This is a genomic window from Pantoea sp. LS15, assembly GCF_012241585.1.
In the GTDB taxonomy this organism is placed as follows: Bacteria; Pseudomonadota; Gammaproteobacteria; order Enterobacterales; family Enterobacteriaceae; genus Enterobacter.
In genome coordinates this window covers 115940-137691 of record NZ_JAAVXA010000005.1, presented here as the reverse complement: position 1 = coordinate 137691, position 21752 = coordinate 115940, and the positions used below count along the sequence as shown (strand labels likewise).

At 56.0% G+C, this 21752-nt stretch carries 15 protein-coding genes and 1 pseudogene; 9 read left to right on the top strand and 7 right to left on the bottom strand.

What is annotated here, in order from left to right; all coding sequences use genetic code 11:
- Positions 1-5: 5 nt before the first annotated feature.
- The 3 genes and pseudogenes from gsiB to iaaA all read right to left on the bottom strand — a co-directional run bounded on the left by gsiB (position 6) and on the right by iaaA (position 4389).
- Entirely contained in the window at positions 6-1544 is a 1539-nt protein-coding gene (gene gsiB, locus HED65_RS10105; RefSeq protein WP_114978470.1) for a glutathione ABC transporter substrate-binding protein GsiB, read from the bottom strand.
- Between the two features lie 23 nt (positions 1545-1567).
- Positions 1568-3439 (bottom strand): glutathione ABC transporter ATP-binding protein GsiA, encoded by a 1872-nt coding sequence (gene gsiA, locus HED65_RS10100; protein WP_114978469.1) that lies wholly within the window; start codon positions 3437-3439, stop codon positions 1568-1570.
- Positions 3426-4389: pseudogene (gene iaaA, locus HED65_RS10095) on the bottom strand (beta-aspartyl-peptidase). The gene gsiA and the pseudogene iaaA overlap by 14 nt, the downstream one beginning before the upstream one ends.
- 188 nt (positions 4390-4577) lie before the next feature.
- Here iaaA and moeA point away from each other — a divergent pair.
- The gene (gene moeA / locus HED65_RS10090; protein ID WP_114978467.1) at positions 4578-5810 is read left to right on the top strand and encodes a molybdopterin molybdotransferase MoeA; all 1233 of its coding nucleotides are present in this window, start codon (positions 4578-4580) and stop codon (positions 5808-5810) included.
- A gap of 1 nt (position 5811) precedes the next feature.
- Positions 5812-6564, top strand: coding sequence for a molybdopterin-synthase adenylyltransferase MoeB (moeB, locus tag HED65_RS10085; RefSeq protein WP_114978466.1), 753 nt, complete (start codon positions 5812-5814; stop codon positions 6562-6564).
- A gap of 41 nt (positions 6565-6605) precedes the next feature.
- Here moeB and fsa read toward each other — a convergent pair whose 3' ends face one another.
- On the bottom strand, positions 6606-7268 hold the full coding sequence (fsa, locus tag HED65_RS10080) for a fructose-6-phosphate aldolase (RefSeq protein ID WP_114978465.1): 663 nt from the start codon (positions 7266-7268) through the stop codon (positions 6606-6608).
- Between the two features lie 128 nt (positions 7269-7396).
- On the opposite strand from fsa, the gene HED65_RS10075 reads away from it, so the two are divergent.
- From HED65_RS10075 to HED65_RS10060, 4 genes are all read left to right on the top strand, one after another.
- Positions 7397-8296, top strand: coding sequence for a glycyl-radical enzyme activating protein (locus HED65_RS10075; RefSeq protein ID WP_114978464.1), 900 nt, complete (start codon positions 7397-7399; stop codon positions 8294-8296).
- A 4-nt stretch (positions 8297-8300) separates the two neighbouring features.
- Entirely contained in the window at positions 8301-10733 is a 2433-nt protein-coding gene (locus HED65_RS10070; RefSeq protein ID WP_114978463.1) for a formate C-acetyltransferase/glycerol dehydratase family glycyl radical enzyme, read from the top strand.
- Between the two features lie 166 nt (positions 10734-10899).
- The gene (locus tag HED65_RS10065) at positions 10900-11715 is read left to right on the top strand and encodes a Cof-type HAD-IIB family hydrolase (RefSeq protein WP_114978462.1); all 816 of its coding nucleotides are present in this window, start codon (positions 10900-10902) and stop codon (positions 11713-11715) included.
- A gap of 149 nt (positions 11716-11864) precedes the next feature.
- Positions 11865-13121 carry a DUF1479 domain-containing protein gene (locus HED65_RS10060; RefSeq protein WP_114978461.1) on the top strand — a complete coding sequence of 419 codons (1257 nt, stop codon included), beginning with the start codon at positions 11865-11867 and terminating at the stop codon, positions 13119-13121.
- Here HED65_RS10060 and HED65_RS10055 read toward each other — a convergent pair.
- Positions 13118-14191 (bottom strand): LacI family DNA-binding transcriptional regulator, encoded by a 1074-nt coding sequence (locus HED65_RS10055; RefSeq protein WP_114978460.1) that lies wholly within the window; start codon positions 14189-14191, stop codon positions 13118-13120. The two genes, HED65_RS10060 and HED65_RS10055, sit on opposite strands and share 4 nt — an antisense overlap.
- Before the next feature lie 288 nt (positions 14192-14479).
- Between HED65_RS10055 and HED65_RS10050 the strand changes: the two genes are divergently transcribed.
- Positions 14480-15781 carry an MFS transporter gene (locus tag HED65_RS10050; RefSeq protein WP_114978459.1) on the top strand — a complete coding sequence of 434 codons (1302 nt, stop codon included), beginning with the start codon at positions 14480-14482 and terminating at the stop codon, positions 15779-15781.
- A gap of 17 nt (positions 15782-15798) precedes the next feature.
- Positions 15799-18162 carry a glycoside hydrolase family 31 protein gene (locus HED65_RS10045; RefSeq protein ID WP_147279795.1) on the top strand — a complete coding sequence of 788 codons (2364 nt, stop codon included), beginning with the start codon at positions 15799-15801 and terminating at the stop codon, positions 18160-18162.
- Positions 18163-18250: 88 nt separating this feature from the next.
- Here HED65_RS10045 and HED65_RS10040 read toward each other — a convergent pair whose 3' ends face one another.
- On the bottom strand, positions 18251-19846 hold the full coding sequence (locus HED65_RS10040) for an ABC-F family ATPase (RefSeq protein ID WP_032656351.1): 1596 nt from the start codon (positions 19844-19846) through the stop codon (positions 18251-18253).
- A 221-nt stretch (positions 19847-20067) separates the two neighbouring features.
- Between HED65_RS10040 and ldtB the strand changes: the two genes are divergently transcribed.
- A complete protein-coding gene (gene ldtB, locus HED65_RS10035) occupies positions 20068-20988 on the top strand; it encodes a L,D-transpeptidase (RefSeq protein ID WP_114978457.1) in 921 nt (306 codons plus the stop codon).
- A 42-nt stretch (positions 20989-21030) separates the two neighbouring features.
- Here ldtB and HED65_RS10030 read toward each other — a convergent pair whose 3' ends face one another.
- Entirely contained in the window at positions 21031-21747 is a 717-nt protein-coding gene (locus HED65_RS10030) for a GntR family transcriptional regulator (protein WP_114978456.1), read from the bottom strand.
- Positions 21748-21752: the final 5 nt, after the last annotated feature.

Genomic DNA, 21752 nt, shown 5'->3' with positions numbered 1-21752 from the left:
GAGTGTTATTTTATATCCGCATCGTCAAAGCTAAAGCCGGTGTCCGGCATGATGTAGAAACCGGTCAACGCTTTGTTATGGGCTGACACCAGTTTCTCGACCACCAGCGGCACCCACGGTGACTCTGTCCAGATAATATCCTGAGCGTCTTTGTAGAGACGCGCTTTCTCATCTGGTTTGGTGGTTTTCAGTGCATCGGCCAGGTCTTTGTCCACCTGCGGGTTACTGTAGAACGCGGTATTGAACAGGGTTGGCGGCCAGTTCTGCGAAGCGAACAACGGTGATAACGCCCAGTCGGCTTCACCGGTCGAGGCCGTCCAGCCGGTGTAGAACATCCGCACGCCGCTCTCTTTTTGCCCTTTACCTTCCACTTCAGCCGCACGCTGTCCGGCATCCATCGCGGTAACCTGCACCTTAATCCCGACCTGTGCCAGTTGCTGCTGGGTGAACTGCAGCACCTTCTGTGCGGTACTGTGGTTGTGCGACGACCACAGCGTGGTGCTAAACCCATTCGGGAAACCCGCCTCTTTCAGCAGCTCGCGCGCTTTGGCCGGATCGTACGGCCACGGCTGATAGCTTTGCGCATACGCGATAGCCGGTGGCAGCACGCCGGTCGCCGGAATGGCATAGCCGGAAAAAGCGACTTTCACCAGCGCCTGACGGTTAATGGCATAGTTGATGGCCTCACGTACCTTCGGGTTATCGAACGGCTTTTGCGTTACGTTCATACTGATGTAGCGCTGCATGATGGACGGGCTGGCCACCAGCTCCAGCTTACTGTTTTTCTGCAAAATGGCGGCCTGCTCATACGGGATCGGGAAAGCAAACTGCGCCTCGCCGGTTTGCAGCATCGCCGCGCGGGTGTTGTTGTCCACCACCGGGCGCCAGGTAATGGTGTCCAGCTTCGGCAACCCCTGCTGCCAGTATCCAGCGAATTTTTTCACCTTCACAAAATCGGTCTGGTTCCAGGTGAGCAGTTCGTACGGGCCGGTCCCTACCGGATGGAAGCCGATCTCTTTACCGTATTTTTTCAGTGCGGCAGGGGAAATCATTACCGTCGCCGGATGCGCCAGGATGTTGATAAACGCAGAGAACGGCTCTTTCAGGGTGATTTTTACCGTTGTCGGGTTGACCACCTCGGTGCTGGCGATGTTTTTATACAGGTTGTAGCGCTTGAGGCTATTTTCCGGATTACTGGCGCGGTCGAGGTTAACCTTTACCGCCTCCGCATTGAAATCTGTACCATCCTGGAATTTCACGCCGGTTCTGAGCGTAATGGTATACACCAGCCCGTCGTCGGATACGGTGTACCCTTCAGCCAGAACGTTTTTGAGCTTCATCTCTTTATCCAGACCAAAGAGACCCTGATAGAACGATTTCGCCACCGCCTGAGAGAGCGTGTCGTTGGCATCATACGGATCAAGCGTGGTGAAATTGGAGCCGACGGCCACCACCACATCTTTGGCAGCGAACGCGGGGCCAGCAGCCAGGGCTGCCGTCACGCTCGCAGCTAACACCCATCTACGCGCGACAAATTTAACCATTGTGTTCTCCTGCCTGTTGAAAGTTATAGCCGCGAAAAGGCGTTGTCCTGACGCGGGGGGGCCACAAAATGGCCCGGACCGACTTCACGCAGCGTGACTCGCTCTACGGCCTCGCCGCGTTTACGAATATTGCCCGGCATTTCATCCTGCAGCAGCACACGCTGGCCGTGACGATGCGCCGGATCGGCAACCGGTACAGCAGCAATGAGCTTGCGCGTGTACGGATGTTGTGGGTTCTCGAACACCGCCCTTCGCGGACCAATCTCCACGATTTGCCCCATCAACATCACCGCCACGCGATGGCTGATGCGTTCGACCACCGCCATATCGTGTGAGATAAACAGGAAAGCGATGCCCATATCTCGCTGTAAATCGAGCAATAAATTGATGATTTGCGCACGGATAGAGACATCCAGCGCCGAGACGGACTCATCGGCAATCACCACTTTTGGGTTTAACGCCAGCGCACGGGCAATACAAATACGTTGCCGCTGACCGCCGGAAAACTCGTGCGGATAACGCCAGGCATGTTCCGGCTTCAGACCGACGCGCTCCAGCAGCCAGGCCACGCGACGCTGTGCCGCGTCGCCATCGAGCAGGTTATGTACGCGCAGCGGCTCCATAATCGAGTACCCCACCGTATGACGTGGATCGAGGGAGGCATACGGATCCTGGAATATAAACTGGATGTCCCGCCTTATCGTCTGCAGCTTACTGTCTGGCAACGTATCAATGCGTTCGCCGTTAAAGGTAATGCTACCTTCCTGAGATTCCACCAGCCGGAGCAACGCGCGCCCGGTAGTGGATTTCCCGCAACCGGACTCTCCCACCAGCGCCAGCGTTTCGCCTGGCCATAAATCAAAACTGACGTTTTCCACCGCATGCACTTCGCGCTTCACGCGATTAAGAATGCCGCTGCGCAGCGGAAAACGGGTGACCAGATTGCGCACCTCCAGAATAGGTTTGCCTGGCACCACTGTGTCCTGCTCGCGTTCCTCCACTTCCGGCCCTGTCGCTTCAGGGGAAATCAACGGGAAGCGGCGCGGTAAATCACTGCCGTTCATGGCCCCAAGACGCGGAACCGCCGCCAGCAGCGCTTTGGTGTAAGGGTGAACGGGCGCGTGGAAGATTTGCTCAACCGTACCGGTTTCCACCGCGTTGCCCTTGTGCATCACCAGAACGCGATCGGCAATATCGGCGACCACGCCCATATCGTGGGTGATGAAAATCACCCCCATTTCCATCTCCTGCTGCAGTACCTTGATGAGCTGCAGGATCTGCGCCTGGATCGTCACGTCCAGTGCCGTGGTCGGTTCATCGGCGATCAGCACTGCCGGGCGACAGGAGAGCGCCATCGCAATCATCACCCTCTGGCGCATGCCGCCTGAAAGTTGATGCGGATAACGTGCCAGAATGGCTTTCGCCTCCGGAATGCGCACCAGTTCCAGCATCCGTCTGGCTTCTTTGAGTGCTTCATCGCCGCTCAACCCCTGATGTAACCGGATGGATTCGGCAATCTGCTCCCCGACCGGGAAGACCGGGTTCAGGGAGGTCATCGGCTCCTGAAAGATCATCGCAATATCTGCCCCGCGCACGCCCTGCATCTGGGCGGCGCTCAGCGTGTTTAAATCTATCACCTGGCGGTTGCGACGGCGCAGGAGCATTTTCTCGCTGCTGATTTGCCCACCTGTCTGTTCCAGCAGGCGCATCAATGCCAGCGCGGTGACCGATTTTCCGGAACCGGATTCACCGACAATCGCCAGCGTTTCGCCGCGCCTGAGCGAGAACGATAAATTCTGTACTGCGGGGATGAACTGCCGCTCTTCCTGAAACGCAATATTCAGTTGATGGACAGCCAGCACTTCGCGGTTGTCCAGCTCTTCACTGTGCGGCACGTGTTGCCCCCTTATTCACGATAGATCCCGGTACTGGGTTCATCACCGGCATATCCCCATGCGCGGTACATGCCTTCGCTGTTGAACGGCAATGCCACATTCCCCTCATGATCCACCGCAATGAGCCCACCGACGCCGCCGAGCGCAGGCAGTTTTTCCATGACTACCCGCTCGCAGGCCTCAGCCAGACTCAAACCACCGTAATCCATCAGCGCGGTGATGTCATAGGCTGCAAGCGCGCGAATAAACACTTCTCCGGTTCCCGTGCACGACACGGCCGCCGTCGCGTTATTGGCATAGCAGCCGGCACCGGGCAATGGACTGTCTCCGACACGTCCAGGCAATTTGTTGGTCATCCCACCCGTGGAGGTGGCTGCCGCGAGGTTCCCGGCTTTATCGAGTGCCACCGCGCCGACCGTGCCCATTTTGGTGGTTTCATCGAGCGGTGCAGTATGGTCAAGCTGCGTCATGCCCGCCGAACGGGCTTCCAGCAGTTGCTGATAACGCTCCGGCGTTGAAAACAGGTCAGGAGAAACAGATTCCATTCCGTGTTCACGGGCAAATTTTTCCGCTCCTGCGCCCGTCAGCAGCACATGCGGACTCTCTTCCATGACCAGACGCGCCGCCAGCACCGGGTTCCGTAGATGGCTGACACCTGCCACGGCCCCTGCTTTCAGGGTAATACCGTCCATCACGCAGGCATCCAGTTCGTGCGTTTCATCCCGGGTAAAGACTGAACCGATCCCCGCGTTAAATAACGGGCACTCTTCCAGCAGACGAACCGCCTCGGTGACCACATCCAGCGCGCTTTCGCCCGCTTCCAGCATTTTCTGGCCCGTTTCCACAATGGAGTACAGCGCGTCAATATAACGCTTTTCCTGTTCAGGGCTGAGTTGTGCACGGGTGATTGCCCCGGCGCCGCCATGAATTGCGATTACCGCATTACCCATTCGCATCACCCGTTAGCCTGATTTGCGGCTTTTTCTATAAATATCATTATCGTCGATGAAACTTCAGATGATTTTTGAATATAGAAAGACGTAACTGTGATGTAAAGCGTACACCCATCGGGTCATACAGTTAGCCGCACTTTTCTGCCATAATGAGCGCTTTCGTTGTTACTGTGCTGGAGCCCACCATGGATTTTACCGCCGGACTGATGCCGCTTGAGACGGCACTCACGCAGATGCTTGACCGACTTTCCCCGCTGCATGACGTTGAGACGCTGCCCCTCGTGCGCTGTTTTGGCCGTATTGCCGCTCGCGATATCGTCTCTCCGCTTAACGTGCCGGGGTTCGATAACTCCGCGATGGACGGTTACGCGGTGCGCCTGGCGGATATTCAGACAGGTCAGGCTCTGCCAGTGGCGGGTAAAGCCTTTGCGGGTCAGCCGTTTAGCGGTGAATGGCCTGCGGGCACCTGCGTACGCATCATGACCGGAGCACCTGTTCCGGCAGGCTGCGAGGCGGTAGTGATGCAGGAAGAGACTGAACAGACGGACGACGGTGTGCGCTTTACCGCTGGCGTTAAAGCGGGTCAGAACATCCGCCGCACAGGGGAAGACATCACACTCGGCGCGACAGTCTTTGCTGCGGGGCAGAAATTGACCGTGGGCGAGCTGCCCATACTGGCATCACTCGGCATCGCGGAAATCGACGTCGTTCGCAAGGTGCGCGTCGCTGTATTCTCCACTGGTGACGAGCTGCAGCTTCCGGGCCAGCCGCTGCAGGACGGCCAGATTTATGACACCAACCGTCTGGCGGTACACCTGATGCTTGAGCAACTGGGCTGCGAGGTGATTAACCTCGGTATCATTCCTGATGACCCGGAAAAACTGCGTGCGGCGTTTATCGAGGCGGACAAATCCGCTGATGTGGTCATCAGCTCCGGCGGCGTCTCCGTGGGCGAAGCGGATTACACCAAAACCATTCTTGAAGAGCTGGGTGAAATCGCCTTCTGGAAACTGGCTATCAAACCGGGCAAACCGTTCGCGTTTGGCAAGCTCAAGCACAGCTGGTTCTGCGGCCTGCCGGGTAACCCGGTCTCTGCCGCACTGACTTTCTACCAGTTGGTGATCCCGCTGCTGGCAAAACTTTCAGGCAACCACGCCAGCCCGCTACCGGTACGCCAGCGCGTACGTGCCGCCACGCGCCTGAAAAAATCACCGGGTCGTCTCGATTTCCAGCGCGGTATTCTGGCGCGCAACGCGGATGGCGAACTGGAAGTGAGCACCACCGGACACCAGGGTTCGCATATCTTCAGTTCCTTCAGTCAGGGCAACTGCTTTGTCGTGCTGGAACGCGAACGTGGCAATGTGGAAGCCGGTGAATGGGTTGAGGTTGAGAGCTTTAACCACCTGTTCGGAGGCTAAGATGACGGTGGAACTGACCGACCAGGAGATGATGCGCTACAACCGCCAGATTGTACTGCGTGGTTTTGATTTCGAGGGCCAGGAAGCGCTCAAGGCGGCCAGTGTGCTGGTCGTCGGTCTTGGCGGTCTGGGCTGCGCCGCTGCGCAATATCTTGCGGCGGCAGGCGTGGGCAGGATGACGCTTCTGGATTTCGATACCGTATCGGTGTCCAACCTGCAGCGCCAGACGCTGCACAGCGATGCGACAATTGACCAGTCAAAAGTGGAATCTGCCCGCACGGCGCTGGCGCGCATCAACCCCCACGTTCAGTTTACCCTAATTGACGCCATGCTGGATGACGACGCGCTCTCCGCGCAGATTGCCCGGCACGACCTCGTGCTGGACTGCACTGATAACGTCGCCGTCCGTAACCAGCTAAACGCGGGCTGTTTTGCCCATAAAACCCCTCTGGTTTCCGGCGCGGCGATCCGCATGGAGGGGCAAATCAGCGTCTTCACCTACGCGGAAGGGGAACCCTGCTACCGTTGCCTGAGCCGTTTGTTTGGCGAGAACGCGCTAACCTGCGTCGAAGCGGGTGTGATGGCACCGTTAGTTGGTGTTATCGGGTCATTGCAGGCAATGGAAGCGATCAAAGTGCTGACGCACTACGGCACGCCTGCGGCAGGGAAAATCGTGATGTATGATGCGATGACCTGTCAGTTTCGCGAGATGAAGCTGATGCGCAATCCGGGGTGTGAGGTTTGTAGCAAATAAAACATAGGCCGGGTAAGCGTAAGCGCCACCCGGCAACAGAATCAGATAGACGTCCGGCCAAACGCCCCCTGCCAGTCCTGCTCAAACTTCACAATCGCCGCATCCACGGCCGGAGACGTAATAAACTGCTGCGCCACATCCAGCGGCAGCGTGATGGACTCGCAGCCTGCCAGCAGACAGTCCAGCGCCTGACGCGGCGTTTTAAAGCTCGCGGCCAGCACCTTTGACTGCGGTGCGTGCAGCGTCAGCAACTGCTGTAATTCCACAACCGTCTGGATCCCGTCCCCGCCCTGCGCATCCACGCGGTTAACGTAAGGGGCCACATATTCAGCCCCCGCCAGTGCGGACAGCATCCCCTGCGCAGCGCCGTACACCGCCGTACCCAGCGTCGGGATCCCTTCCGCTTTCAGCATTTTGATTGCCGCCAGCCCTTCCGCCGTCACCGGTACTTTCACGACCAGATCATTAATAATGGCACGTAGCTTACGTGCATCCTCAACCATCCCGTCTGCGGTCGTTGCCATGACTTGTGCAAACAGACGCCCCTTCCCACCCAGTGCGTCATGCAGTTCCGGGAGCAAAACATCCAGCGGCGTTTTACCCGCCGCAACAATACTTGGATTCGTGGTCACGCCCGCCAGTGGGAAGATACGCGCCAGTTTTTTGACTGCCGCAACGTCAGATGTGTCGAGATAAAGTTCCATGATGTAACCCTCAAAATTAGCCTGCACTTACCCTATCACAGCAAAACCTGCTCAGTAGTTGACCTGCATCAAGATAACTTTCATTCGAAAGTAATTTAATCTTCATATGCAATACGAGAGGCGAAAACATGATCTTCAATATTCAGCGTTACTCCACCCACGATGGCCCCGGTATTCGTACCGTGGTGTTCCTGAAAGGCTGCTCGCTGGGCTGTCGCTGGTGCCAGAACCCGGAAAGCCGCGCCCGCACCCGGGATGTGCTGTTTGATGCGCGCCTGTGTCTGGACGGCTGCGATCTGTGTCAACAGGCGGCCCCGGGTTGTATCGAACGTGCGCTGAATGGCCTGGTCATCCACCGCGAGAAGCTGAGTGAAGAGACGCTTAATGCCCTCACCGACTGTTGCCCTACACAGGCTCTAACCGTGTGTGGTGAAGAAAAGCAGGTCGCAGACATTATGGCAACCGTGCTGCGCGATAAACCATTTTATGATCGCAGCGGCGGCGGGATCACCCTCTCCGGCGGCGAGCCATTTATGAACCCGCAACTGGCGCATGCCCTGTTTAAGGCCAGCCACGAACAGGGTATCCACACCGCCGTTGAAACCTGCCTTCACGTGCCGTGGCACTATATCGAGCCGTCATTACCGTATGTCGATCTGTTCCTCGCCGACCTTAAGCATGTGGATAGCGAGGTATTCAAACAATGGACGGATGGGTCAGCCAAACGGATCCTGGATAACCTGAAGCGCCTCGCGGCTGCCGGGAAAAAAATGACCATTCGTGTGCCGCTAATTCAGGGCTTCAACGCCGATGAAGCCTCTATTACCGCCATTACCAACTTCGCCGCCGACGAACTCGGTGTCGATGATATCCATTTCCTGCCGTATCACACGCTGGGCATGAACAAATACACCCTGCTCGGCCAACCTTACTCTGCCCCTGACAAACCGCTGGATAACCCTGCCCTGCTGGACTTCGCGCAGCAGTACGCCTGCCAGAAAGGGTTAACCGCGACCTTACGAGGATAAACTTATGACCACCCTGAATCTCAACACCCTCAGCGAGCGCATTAAAGCGCATAAAATGGCCCTGGTGCATATTGTGAAGCCGCCGGTCTGTACCGAGCGCGCACAGCATTACACCGAGATGTACCAGCAGCATATGGACAAACCGATCCCGGTGCGTCGCGCCCTGGCGCTGGCACATCACCTGGCTGAACGTACCATCTGGATCAAACACGATGAGCTGATCATCGGTAATCAGGCAAGCGAAGTGCGCGCCGCGCCGATCTTCCCGGAATATACCGTCTCCTGGATTGAAAAAGAGATCGACGATTTGGCAGACCGCCCGGGCGCGGGCTTTGCGGTAAGCGAAGAGAACAAACGCGTGCTGCATGAGATCTGCCCGTGGTGGCGCGGCCAGACGGTGCAGGATCGCTGCTACGGTATGTTCACCGACGAGCAAAAAGGTTTGCTGGAAACGGGCATTATCAAGGCGGAAGGCAACATGACGTCAGGTGATGCACACCTGGCTGTTAACTTCCCGCTGGTACTGGAGAAAGGTCTTGATGGTCTGCGTGCCAAAGTGGCTGAGCGCCGCTCGCGTATCAACCTGACGGTGCTGGAAGACCTGCACGGTGACCAGTTCCTGAAGGCGATTGATATCGTGCTGGAAGCGGTAAGCCAGCACATTACGCGCTTTGCCAATCTGGCGCGTGAAATGGCCGCGACTGAAACCCGCGAAAGCCGCCGCGACGAACTGCTGGCGATGGCGGAAAACTGTGACGTGATTGCTCACGAGCCGCCAAAAACCTTCTGGCAGGCGCTGCAGTTGTGCTACTTCATTCAGCTGATCCTGCAGATTGAATCCAACGGTCACTCCGTCTCCTTCGCGCGTATGGACCAGTATCTCTATCCTTACTACCGTCGCGACGTGGAGCTGGGCCAGAGCCTTGACCGCGAACACGCCATCGAACTGCTCCACAGCTGCTGGCTGAAATTGCTGGAAGTGAACAAGATCCGCTCCGGCTCGCACTCTAAAGCCTCTGCCGGCAGCCCGCTGTACCAGAACGTCACTATCGGTGGTCAGAAACTGGTGAACGGCGAGCCAATGGATGCCGTGAACCCGCTCTCCTACGCCATTCTGGAATCCTGCGGTCGTCTGCGCTCGACCCAGCCAAACCTGAGCGTGCGTTACCACGCGGGTATGAGCAACGACTTCCTCGACGCTTGCGTACAAGTGATCCGCTGCGGCTTCGGTATGCCCGCGTTTAATAACGATGAAATCGTGATCCCGGAATTCATCAAGCTCGGCGTGGAAAAAGACGATGCGTATGACTATGCGGCAATCGGCTGTATCGAAACCGCGGTGGGCGGCAAGTGGGGTTATCGCTGCACCGGCATGAGTTTCATTAACTTTGCCCGCGTGATGCTCGCCGCGCTGGAAGGCGGGCGCGATGCCACCAGCGGCAAAGTCTTCCTGCCGCAGGAGAAGGCGCTCTCTGCCGGTAATTTCGATAACTTCGAAGAAGTGATGGCGGCCTGGGATAGCCAGATCCGCTACTACACCCGTAAATCTATTGAGATTGAGTATGTGGTGGATACGATGCTGGAAGAAAATGTTCACGACATTCTCTGCTCGGCTCTGGTGGACGACTGCATCGAGCGCGCGAAAAGCATCAAGCAAGGCGGCGCGAAATACGACTGGGTTTCGGGTCTGCAGGTGGGGATCGCCAACCTCGGCAACAGCCTGGCGGCGGTGAAGAAACTGGTCTTCGAGCAGGGTACGATTGGTCAGCAGCAGCTTGCCGCCGCCCTGGCAGATGATTTCGACGGGCTGACCCACGAGCAGCTGCGACAGCGTCTCATCAACGGTGCGCCGAAGTACGGCAACGACGACGACAGCGTGGACATGCTGCTGACGCGTGCCTATCAGACCTACATTGAAGAGCTGAAGCAGTACCACAACCCGCGCTATGGTCGCGGCCCGATTGGTGGTAATTATTACGCAGGTACGTCGTCCATCTCCGCAAACGTGCCGTTTGGTGCGGCAACGATGGCGACCCCGGACGGACGTAAGGCGCACACCCCGCTGGCGGAAGGGGCAAGCCCGGCCTCCGGTACGGACCACCTTGGCCCGACGGCGGTGATCGGCTCCGTGGGTAAACTGCCGACGGAAGCGATTCTCGGTGGCGTGCTGTTAAACCAGAAGCTGAACCCGTCGACGCTGGAAAACGACAGCGATCGCCAGAAGCTGATGGTGCTGCTGCGCACCTTCTTTGAGGTGCATAAAGGCTGGCATATTCAGTACAACATCGTCTCGCGTGAAACGCTGCTGGAAGCGAAGAAACATCCTGACCAGTATCGTGACCTGGTCGTACGCGTGGCAGGCTACTCGGCGTTCTTTACCGCCCTGTCGCCGGATGCGCAGGACGATATTATTGCGCGAACTGAACATACGCTGTAAAAAAACGCCCGGTGGCGCTGCGCTTACCGGGCCTACATTGTCTCCCCGTAGGCCGGGTAAGGCGTAGCCACCACCCGGCTTTTTACTTTCATTCGAAATTAAATTTGTGCTCTCCGTCACCTTGTTATTAGAATGTTTCAAACGCAGTGATCCAGGAGCGCAATGTATGACCGTAAAAGTTATCGTCACCGATATGGACGGAACTTTCCTTAATGATGCCAAGCAGTACGATCGTGACCGCTTCCAGGCGCAGTTTGAACAGCTTAAAGCCCGAGATATTGAATTCGTTGTCGCCAGCGGCAACCAGTATTACCAGCTCATCTCCTTCTTTCCGGAGCTGAAAGATCAGATCTCCTTTGTGGCCGAAAACGGCGCACTGGTGTTCGACCACGGCGAGCAGATTTTCCATGGCGAGCTGACGCGTCACGAATCGCAAATCGTTATTGGCGAACTGCTGAAAGACAAAGGGCTGAATTTTGTAGCCTGCGGCCTTGAAAGTGCATACGTCAGCGACCAGGCTCCGGAGGCCTTCGTGGCACTGATGTCAAAACACTATCACCGTTTAAAACGCATCAGTGATTACCACGAAATCGACGACGTGCTGTTTAAGTTCTCCCTGAACCTGCCGGACAGCGATATCCCGAATCTTATCGACAAACTGCATGTGTCGCTGGATGGCATCATGAAGCCCGTCACCAGCGGCTTTGGTTTCGTTGATTTGATTATCCCTGGCCTGCACAAAGCCAACGGCATTAGCCGTCTGTTGAAGCGCTGGAAGATCTCCCCGCAGGAGTGTGTGGCTATTGGCGACAGCGGTAACGATGCCGAAATGCTGAAACTGGTGAAATATTCCTTTGCGATGGGCAACGCGGCAGAAAGCATCAAAGAGATCAGCCGCTACAGCACCGACGATAACAATCATCAGGGCGCACTGAATGTCATTCAGGCGGTGCTCGACGAGCATTCCCCTTTCGACGCGTAATCCTCTCCTCGCCGGGGCTTTGCTCCGGCTTTTCCCTTCTTTTCCATCCTGTGGCACACGTCAAGTTTTTAAACTTGCATTAACTTATTTTTAACTTAAAGTATCACTTGTAGATATTTTTACTTTCGAATGAAAGATGCGAGGCAGTTATGACCTTTACCAGTGAAACTTTGCCAGCAGATCACAAAGCGGCAATCCGTCAGTTAAAACGTGAGTTACGCGCGCAGATCGGTGACGTGCAGGCGGTGTTCAACAAGCTCAGTGATAAAATTGCCACCCGCGTGGCGGAAATCAACGCGCTGAAAAACAAAGGCGAAACCGTCTGGCCGGTGATCCCGTTTGCCGATGTAAAAAACGGCACGATCAGTGCTGAACAGCGCGAAGCCGTTAAACGTCGTGGCTGCGCAGTCATTAAGAACCACTTCCCGCGCGAGCAAGCGCTGGCGTGGGATCAGTCGATGCTCGACTACCTCGATCTCAACAAGTTTGACGAGGTATATAAAGGCCCGGGCGATAACTTCTTCGGCACCTTAACGGCCTCTCGCCCGGAAATTTACCCGATCTACTGGTCGCAGGCACAAATGCAGGCGCGTCAGAGTGAAGAGATGGCACAGGTGCAGTCGTTCCTGAACCGTTTATGGACATTCGAGAGCAACGGTAAAACCTGGTTCGACCCGGACGTGAGCGTAATTTATCCGGATCGTATTCGTCGTCGTCCACCGGGAACCACCTCAAAAGGACTGGGCGCACATACCGACTCCGGCGCGCTGGAGCGCTGGCTGTTACCGGCTTATCAGCAGGTGTTTGCCCGTGTCTTCGACGGCAACGTCGATAAATATGATCCATGGAACGCCGCGCACCGCACCGAAGTGGAAGAGTACACTGTCGATAACACCACCAAATGTTCGGTGTTCCGCACCTTCCAGGGCTGGACGGCACTGTCGGACATGATCCCGGGCCAGGGGTTACTGCACGTGGTGCCGATCCCGGAAGCGATGGCTTACATTCTGCTGCGTCCGCTGCTGGATGACGTGCCGGAAGACGAACTGTGCGGCGTCGCACCAGGGCGTGTACTGCCGATTTCCGAAAAATGGCACCCACTGTTAATCGAAGCGTTAACCAGTATCCCGGCGCTGGAAGCAGGCGATTCCGTATGGTGGCACTGTGATGTTATTCACTCCGTCGCACCCGTGGAAAATCAGCAGGGCTGGGGCAATGTGATGTACATTCCTGCCGCGCCGATGTGCGAGAAAAATCTCGCCTATGCGAAGAAGGTCAAGCAAGCGCTGGAAACCGGCGCGTCGCCGGGTGATTTCCCGCGTGAAGATTATGAAAAAAGCTGGCAGGACCGCTTTACCGTGAATGATCTCAACATCCACGGCAAGCGTGCACTGGGCATGGTTTAACTGTCGTATAGCCCTTCCCGCTCAACGGCGGTGCGTCGTTTTCCCTGACGTATCCGCCGTACCGATTCCCGCACGGTCAGCGTGCCGTTAAGCAGCAATGTTCCTACCGGCGCATCCGGGCGCATCAGCCGCTGCTGCAGCATATGTACCGCCTCCGTTCCCAGTTCATCACGGGGGACATGCACGGCCGTCAGAGGAACATCCTGAATCGCCGCCAGATTAAACCCGTCGATACTCATCACCGACACGTCCTGCGGCACGCGAAGACCGTGGTTTTGCAGCGCGCTGATGGTGCCCGCCGCCATAAAGTCGCCGCCCACCAAAAACGCGGTAGGTAAATCCTTCCCCTGCATTTCGTCGAGCCAGTTGCTGACCAGCTGTTCCGTTTCGCGTGCGCTGAAGCTGGGCACCACCAGCAGGTCATGTTTATCGCTGAACTTCAGGTTATGGGACAGCCACGCATCGCGGATCCCTGACAGGCGCTGCTCCATGGTGTAGCGTCGCAGACACAGCACGTTCATCACCTCACGGTGTCCCATCTCGAACAGATATTCCGCCGCCCGCTCGCCAATGGCGCGATGATCCGGCGCGACGGCTGGCAGACGCATATGGCGGTCACGACAGTTAATCAGCATGCAGGGTTTACCCACATCCACCGCCAGATCGTGGATATGCGGATCGTCGATACCGAGCAAAATGACTGCCTGGGTATCCGGTTCGTTCATCCGTGCCAGAAAAAGTTGCGCGTCGCTGTCGTTCTCTTCCAGCGCACAGTAGCGTAACCGCACTTCGTGGGATGCCAGTCCTTTACCTACACTCTGGATCACACGGTAGTAAAAGATGTCGGACCGCTCGTCAAACGCCCGTTGGGGGGCAAAAACCACCAGGCTGTTAAGCAGCAGACGCCCTGCCGCCATGCCGTCCATCACCCCCAGCTCTCGCGCGCACGCCAGCACCTTTGCACGCGCTTTTTCGCTGGTATTCGCTTTTCCCGCCAGCACACGCGATACAGTGCTGATTGAGAGCTGCGTTCGGGCGGCGATTTCGGTGATTTTTAGCCTTTTGTCCATTTTGTGATCTGGCTCCATTTGCGAAATGAAAAAATTTTCATAGCGTATCTATCAGGCAATAACTGACATAAAAGCCATCATGCCAGAGGGTTCAGGTCAGTTATGAGAAATTTTGCACAAAATCCACTATTGCCTACTCATTTTCTCCCTTAAGGTGAACTTGTCACACAACTTCCATACTAGTTGTATACCAATTGAAGCAGTATAACCGGATAGAAATCAAAGCCATAAAAAACTGTGTGACACCTGAACCTCCGTCCCCTTACCGTCCGTCTTGTGGAGAGTAAAATGAGTCAGGACATCAATAACACTGTTGCGGCAAGCAAAACCCGTCGCGTCATCAAGAACCTGCGCTGGTACGTGCTGGTGCTGTTCTTACTTGGCGTCACTGTTAACTACATCACCCGAAACTCATTAGGGATCCTCGCCCCGGAACTGAAAGAGAGCCTCGGGATCACCACCGAGCAATACTCCTGGATCGTGGGAGCATTCCAGATTGCCTACACCATTTTCCAGCCTCTGTGCGGCTGGTTGATTGACGTCATCGGCCTGAAGATTGGCTTTATGGTCTGCGCCGGGATCTGGGCGCTGATGTGTATTTTCCATGCAGGTGCCGGAAGCTGGCTGCACCTGGCTATTCTGCGCTTCTTTATGGGGGCCTCAGAAGCCGCCGCTACCCCGGCGAACGCCAAAACCATCGGCGAATGGTTCCCGAAATCAGAGCGTCCTGTGGCCGCCGGCTGGGCGGGTGTGGGCTTCTCCATCGGCGCGATGCTGGCTCCGCCTATTATCTACTTTGCGCACGCCTCGTTCGGCTGGCAGGGCGCGTTTATGTTTACCGGCGTGCTGGCGCTGCTGTGGGTGATCCTCTGGTGGGCGTTCTACTACAACCCGGAACAGCACCCGAACCTGAGCAAAGAAGAGCTGGCGTTTATCAAGCAGGATAACGAACCGCCTGCGGTGAAACTGCCCTTCCTGACCGCGCTGAAAACCGTCTCGAAGAACAAACGTTTCTACGGCATCGCCATCCCGGCCTTTATGGCAGAACCTGCCTGGGCAGTACTGAGTTTCTGGGTACCGCTGTACCTCGCCAAAGAGCACGGTATGGACCTGAAGCAGATTGCGATGTTTGCCTGGTTACCGTTCCTCGCTGCGGATCTCGGCAGCGTGGCGAGTGGTTACCTGACGCGTCTGTATACCCGCCTGTTCGGCTGCTCTCGCGTTAACTCGGTGGTCGCAAGCTCCGTGACGGGCGCGTTCCTGATGATCTCTTTGGGCATCGTCGCCATTACCCGCGACCCATATATCACTATTGTGCTGATCTCCATCGGTGGCTTCGGGCACCAGATCATCTCCTGCATGCTGAGCGCCCTGGTGGTGGAATCGTTTGATAAGGGCCAGATGGCAACCGTCAACGGCATGCGTGGCTCGGCGGCATGGATCGCCAGTTTCCTGTTCTCACTTTTGATTGGTGTGACTGCCGACAAAATCGGCTTTAACCCACTGTTTATTGCCATGGGCTTCTTTGACCTGATTGGCGCTGTCTTCCTGGTAGCATTTATTGCTGAACGTCGCGCCAAGCGCGCCTGATAGTGGATGTAGTGATTATGAAAACCCTGAAAAACTGGACCATTGATACACAGTCGGCAAACCATCTGGAACTGCTGGTCGATAACCAGCACCGCCTGTGCCTGTATGTGCTGGAAGAGAACCTGTTCCGCGTGCTGATCAAACGCAAAGGCGAACTGGCGCTGGACCGCACCTGGAGCATCGCCCCGGAGCAAGACGTGCCGTGGGAAGGTCGCCGTCGCGATGATTTAAGCGGTTTCACTTGTCCTGCCTGGACGCTGACGCAGCAGGATAAAACGTTAACCGTGGCAACCGAACAGCTTCGCGTGACCGTACACCAGCCGCTGTGGCTCGAATGGCACTACCGTAACGACGCAGGTGAATGGCAACCGCTGGTCAATGACCGTCCGACCAGCGCTTACCTGCTGAATGCCCACGGCGATGGCGTGGCCCACTACCTGAGCCGTCGTAAGGACGAGCGCTTTTACGGCCTGGGTGAAAAAGCCGGTGATTTACAGCGTAACGGCAAGCGCTATGAGATGCGCAATCTCGACGCAATGGGTTATAACGCGGCCAGCACTGACCCGCTCTACAAGCACATCCCGTTCACCATCGCCCGCCGTGATGATGTGAGCTATGGTCTGTTCTACGACAACCTGAGCAGCTGCTGGCTGGATCTGGGTAACGAAATTGATAACTACCACACCGCCTACCGCCGCTGGCAGGCGGAAGCGGGCGATATTGATTACTACATCTTCACCGGTAAACGCGTTCTGGACGTCACCAAAGCGTTTGTACGCCTGACCGGGAAAACGTTGTTCGGGCCGAAGTGGAGCCTCGGATACAGCGGCTCGACCATGCACTATACCGACGCACCGGACGCGCAGAACCAACTGATGAACTTCATTCGCCTGTGCGAAGAGCACGCCATTCCATGCGACTCGTTCCAGCTCTCGTCGGGCTATACCTCGATCAACGGCAAACGTTACGTCTTTAACTGGAACTACGACAAGGTGCCGCAGCCAAAGGTAATGAGCCAGGCATTCCACGACGCGGGGCTGAAACTTGCCGCGAACATCAAGCCGTGCCTGCTGCAGGATCATCCGCGCTATAACGAAGTGGCGGAAAGCGGCCTGTTCATTCGCGATTCAGAAACCGATACCCCCGAACGTTCCAGCTTCTGGGATGATGAAGGTTCTCATCTCGATTTTACCAACCCGCAGACGGTGCAATGGTGGCAGGAAGGCGTGACCACGCAACTGCTGGAAATGGGCATCGACTCCACCTGGAACGACAATAACGAGTATGAGGTATGGGATGGTGAAGCCCGCTGTTATGGTTTCGGTAAAGAGATTGCCATCAAGCATATTCGCCCGGTGATGCCGCTTTTGATGATGCGCGCTTCGCTGGAAGCGCAGCAGCGCTTTGCTCCGGAAAAACGTCCGTATCTGATCTCTCGTTCCGGCTGTGCAGGGATGCAGCGTTACGTTCAGACCTGGAGTGGCGATAACCGCACCAACTGGGACACCCTACGCTTTAATATTCGCATGGGCCTGGGGATGAGTTTGTCCGGGCTGTTTAACGTCGGTCACGACGTGGGCGGTTTCTCCGGCGATAAACCGGATGCCGAACTGTTTGTCCGCTGGGTACAAAACGGCGTGATGCATCCACGTTTTACCATTCACTCGTGGAATGACGACCATACCGTTAACGAGCCGTGGATGTATCCCGGCGTCACGCCAGCCATTCGTAGCGCCATTGAGCTGCGTTATCGTCTGCTGCCGTATCTCTACACTCTGCTCTGGCTGGCGCATGCTGACGACGAGCCGATGCTGCGCCCGACGTTCCTCGACCACGAACACGATGCGCAAACCTTTGAAGAGTGCGATGAGTTCCTGCTGGGCCGCGACATCCTGGTCGCAAGCGTGGTCGAAGCCGGTCAACGCGAACGTCGCGTCTGGCTGCCGGATAATGAAACGGGCTGGTATGACTTTTACACCCACGCGTGGTTCTCCGGTGGACAATGGATCGACCTCGACGCCCCGCTGGAAAAACTCCCTCTGTTGGTGCGCGCCGGGGCCGGTCTGCCGATCAGTGAACGCATCAGCCATGTGAATGCTGAGAAAGACGACACCCGCGAGCTGAAGCTGTTCCCGGTAAAAGGCGTTGGTACCAGCACTGGTCTGCTGTTTGAAGATGACGGCGAAAGCTGGGGTTACCAGAACGGCAATGCGCTGTGGGTGGAATGGGAAATGGTGTGTGACGCCGCAACCGTCAACCTGAAGATCAATGCGCGAGGGGACTATCGTCCGGCGTGGAAAGCGCTGAAGGTGTCATTACCGGCGGGGGAAAAACGTACGCTGCGGGTGAATGGTATTGAAGGGAGTGAGTGGGTGGTGTAGTGCAGCCTGATGCCCTCACCCTAACCCTCTCCCACCGGGAGAGGGAATAGAACGTAGGCCCGGTAAGCGTAGCGCCACCGGGCTTTTTTTAGCCGTCGATACCTTTACTGCGCAGGTAGTCTTCGTAGTTTCCGGTGAAGTCCACCACGCGCTCTGGCGTAATTTCAATCACGCGGGTCGCCAGCGAGCTGACGAACTCACGGTCGTGAGAGACGAAGATCAGAGTGCCCTGATACATCTCCAGCGCCATGTTCAGTGATTCGATAGATTCCATATCCAGGTGGTTGGTTGGTTCGTCCATCACCAGGATATTTGGTTTTTCCATCATCAGCTTGCCGAACAGCATACGGCCCTTCTCACCACCGGAGAGCACTTTAGCTGGCTTTTTGATGTCGTCCTGGCTGAACAGCAGACGCCCCAGAATACTGCGCACCGCCTGCTCGTCGTCGCCTTCCTGCTTCCACTGGCTCATCCAGTCAAAGACGGTCAGGTCGTTTTCGAACTCGTATTCGTGGTCCTGTGCATAGTAACCAATCTGGGCGTTTTCAGACCATTTAACCGTACCGTTATCTGGCTGCAGTTCGCCGACCAGCGTTTTGAGCATGGTGGATTTACCCACGCCGTTAGCACCCAGAATGGCAATTTTCTCACCCACTTCCAGCAGTAAATTGAAGTTTTTGAACAACGGGCCTTCATCGAAACCTTTAGTAAGGGCTTCCACTTCCAGTGCGTTACGGAACAGTTTCTTATCCTGCTCGAAACGAATGAATGGGTTCTGACGGCTGGACGCTTTGACTTCTTCCAGCTTAATTTTATCGATCTGGCGCGCACGCGAGGTCGCCTGACGGGATTTAGAGGCGTTAGCGCTAAAGCGGCTGACGAAGGACTGCAGGTCAGCAATTTGCGCTTTCTTCTTGGCGTTATCGGCCAGCAGACGTTCACGCGCCTGGGTTGCAGCCGTCATGTATTCATCGTAGTTGCCCGGATAAACGCGCAGCTCACCGTAATCCAGATCCGCCATGTGCGTACACACCATATTCAGGAAGTGACGGTCGTGCGAAATGATGATCATGGTGCTGTCGCGATCGTTCAACGTCTGTTCCAGCCAGCGGATGGTGTCGATGTCCAGGTTGTTCGTCGGTTCATCGAGCAGCAGGATGTCCGGGTTGGAGAACAGCGCCTGAGCCAGCAGCACACGCAGTTTCCAGCCAGGCGCGACTTCGCTCATCGGGCCGTAGTGTTGTTCTACCGGAATGCCGACGCCAAGCAGCAATTCCCCTGCACGCGCTTCCGCAGAGTAACCGTCCATCTCACCGTATTGCGTTTCCAGTTCGGCCACTTTATAGCCGTCTTCTTCGCTCATCTCGGCCAGCGCGTAAATACGGTCGCGCTCTTGTTTTACTTCCCACAGCTCCGCGTGTCCCATGATCACCGTGTCGAGCACAGTGAATTCTTCGAAGGCGAACTGATCCTGACGTAGCTTACCGATGCGCTCATTAGGATCGAGCGATACGTTGCCGAGCGTCGGCTCCAGGTCACCGCCGAGAATTTTCATAAAGGTGGATTTACCGCTACCGTTGGCACCAATCAGGCCGTAACGGTTGCCGCCGCCAAATTTGACGGAAATGTTTTCGAACAGCGGCTTACTGCCAAACTGCATAGTGACGTTGCTGGTAACTAACACGGAGAGATTCCTGCGAAAAGTGTGATAAACACGGCATTATGCCACAATTCCGAATTGAGATCCCCTGTTGCCGCAATCCACTAAACTTTAACAAAATCGAAAAAAGTGTGATTTCGTACACATCTGAATTCCCTGTTAGCGGGAATGCACATATAATGCGCTCCCATCGAATTCAGACTTATTCAACTAATCGCCAGAGTGGCTCAGATACCTCGCATAACATGAACATGAAATTAACAACGCTTTTTGCGGCGGCGTTAGCCGTAGTAGGTTTTTGTAAGACCGCGTCTGCGGTGACTTATCCGCTGCCAACCGACGGTAGCCGTCTGGTGGGTCAAAACCAGGTGGTGACGGTGCCGGAAGGTAACTCTCAGCCACTGGAGTATTTCGCTGCACAGTACCAGTTGGGCCTGTCCAACATGCTGGAAGCGAACCCGGGCGTTGACCCGTATCTGCCGAAAGCAGGTACCGTGCTGAATATTCCACAGCAACTGATCCTGCCGGATACCGTTCATGAAGGTATCGTGATTAACAGCGCGGAAATGCGTCTGTATTACTACCCGAAAGGCACCAACACCGTAATCGTGCTGCCGATTGGTATCGGCCAGCTGGGCAAAGACACCCCGCTGAACTGGACCACCAAAGTTGAACGTAAGAAAGCAGGCCCAACCTGGACGCCTACTGCCAAAATGCATGCGGAATACATCGCTGCGGGCGAACCGCTGCCAGCCGTTGTTCCGGCAGGCCCGGATAACCCAATGGGTCTGTACGCACTGTACATTGGCCGTCTGTACGCGATCCACGGTACCAACGCTAACTTCGGTATCGGCCTGCGCGTCAGCCACGGTTGTGTGCGTCTGCGTAACGAAGACATCAAATTCTTGTTCGAAAACGTACCGGTCGGCACGCGCGTGCAGTTCATCAACGAACCGGTGAAAGCCACGTCTGAGCCAGATGGCAGCCGTTACATTGAAGTGCACAACCCGCTGTCCACCAGCGAAGATCAGATCAACAATAACGAAATCGTACCGGTTACGCTGAACAGCGCAGTGCAGTCAGTGACCTCTCAACCGGACGTAGAGACGACGATTGTTGACCAGGCCGTTCAGAACCGCTCTGGTATGCCGGTGCGTTTGAACTAATAGAGAAACATTAAAAAAGCGGGCCTCGTTGCCCGCTTTTTTTTACCCGTTATTCACGATGACGATCCCACCATGATCGTAACGATAGTGACAGTGGGCATACTCTAGTGGTGTGCCATCCTCCAGATAAATAACCTGCTCCACTTCCAGCACAGGGTCGGTCTGCTCGCAGACCAGATGTTGTCTGTCCAGCGCATTCGGTTTTAACGCCCGCACAATCCGGTACGACCCCATAATTTTCAGCCCCAACGTCTCCTGGACGTACTGAAATACCGAGCCCTCAAGATGGCTTTTCGTCAGGCCGGGGACCAGGTTCATTGGCATCACCGTTGAATCCAGCGACATGGGTTCTCCGTTGAGCAAACGTAAACGAATAAAGTCATAGACAGGCGCATCGGCGTTAATCATCAGCGATGCCTGCTCTTTCTCGTTCGGGAAACGCAGCTCAAAGTGCACCACCTGGCTGGTCACCGTTCCCAGTTGTTCCCACGTTTTAGTCGCCCCAAAGTAGTCACTGCCAGAGAGATCCCACTGCGAAAGCTGAAGGAAATTTTTGCGAATAAACGTCCCCTGTCCCTGGCGGGTATAGACAAGTCCTTCCACGATCAACTGCCGCATCGCCTGCTGGATGGTCATCCGGCTGGAGTTGAACTCCGCCGCCAGCGCAAACTGATCCGGCAGCGGTTCATTGGCGGCGTATTGCTGGCTGATAATGCGTTTCTTAATTTCCCGCGCTATGGTGATGTACTTCGCCGCCATCGTCC

Bases quoted from the DNA above. Each gene is read 5' to 3' on its own strand.
- gsiB (WP_114978470.1), bottom strand. From the start codon at position 1,544: ATGGTTAAATTTGTCGCGCGTAGATGGGTGTTAGCTGCGAGCGTGACG.
- moeA (WP_114978467.1), top strand. From the start codon at position 4,578: ATGGATTTTACCGCCGGACTGATGCCGCTTGAGACGGCACTCACGCAG.
- moeB (WP_114978466.1), top strand. From the start codon at position 5,812: ATGACGGTGGAACTGACCGACCAGGAGATGATGCGCTACAACCGCCAG.
- fsa (WP_114978465.1), bottom strand. From the start codon at position 7,268: ATGGAACTTTATCTCGACACATCTGACGTTGCGGCAGTCAAAAAACTG.
- HED65_RS10075 (WP_114978464.1), top strand. From the start codon at position 7,397: ATGATCTTCAATATTCAGCGTTACTCCACCCACGATGGCCCCGGTATT.
- HED65_RS10070 (WP_114978463.1), top strand. From the start codon at position 8,301: ATGACCACCCTGAATCTCAACACCCTCAGCGAGCGCATTAAAGCGCAT.
- HED65_RS10065 (WP_114978462.1), top strand. From the start codon at position 10,900: ATGACCGTAAAAGTTATCGTCACCGATATGGACGGAACTTTCCTTAAT.
- HED65_RS10060 (WP_114978461.1), top strand. From the start codon at position 11,865: ATGACCTTTACCAGTGAAACTTTGCCAGCAGATCACAAAGCGGCAATC.
- HED65_RS10055 (WP_114978460.1), bottom strand. From the start codon at position 14,191: ATGGACAAAAGGCTAAAAATCACCGAAATCGCCGCCCGAACGCAGCTC.
- HED65_RS10050 (WP_114978459.1), top strand. From the start codon at position 14,480: ATGAGTCAGGACATCAATAACACTGTTGCGGCAAGCAAAACCCGTCGC.
- HED65_RS10045 (WP_147279795.1), top strand. From the start codon at position 15,799: ATGAAAACCCTGAAAAACTGGACCATTGATACACAGTCGGCAAACCAT.
- ldtB (WP_114978457.1), top strand. From the start codon at position 20,068: ATGAACATGAAATTAACAACGCTTTTTGCGGCGGCGTTAGCCGTAGTA.
- HED65_RS10030 (WP_114978456.1), bottom strand. From the start codon at position 21,747: ATGGCGGCGAAGTACATCACCATAGCGCGGGAAATTAAGAAACGCATT.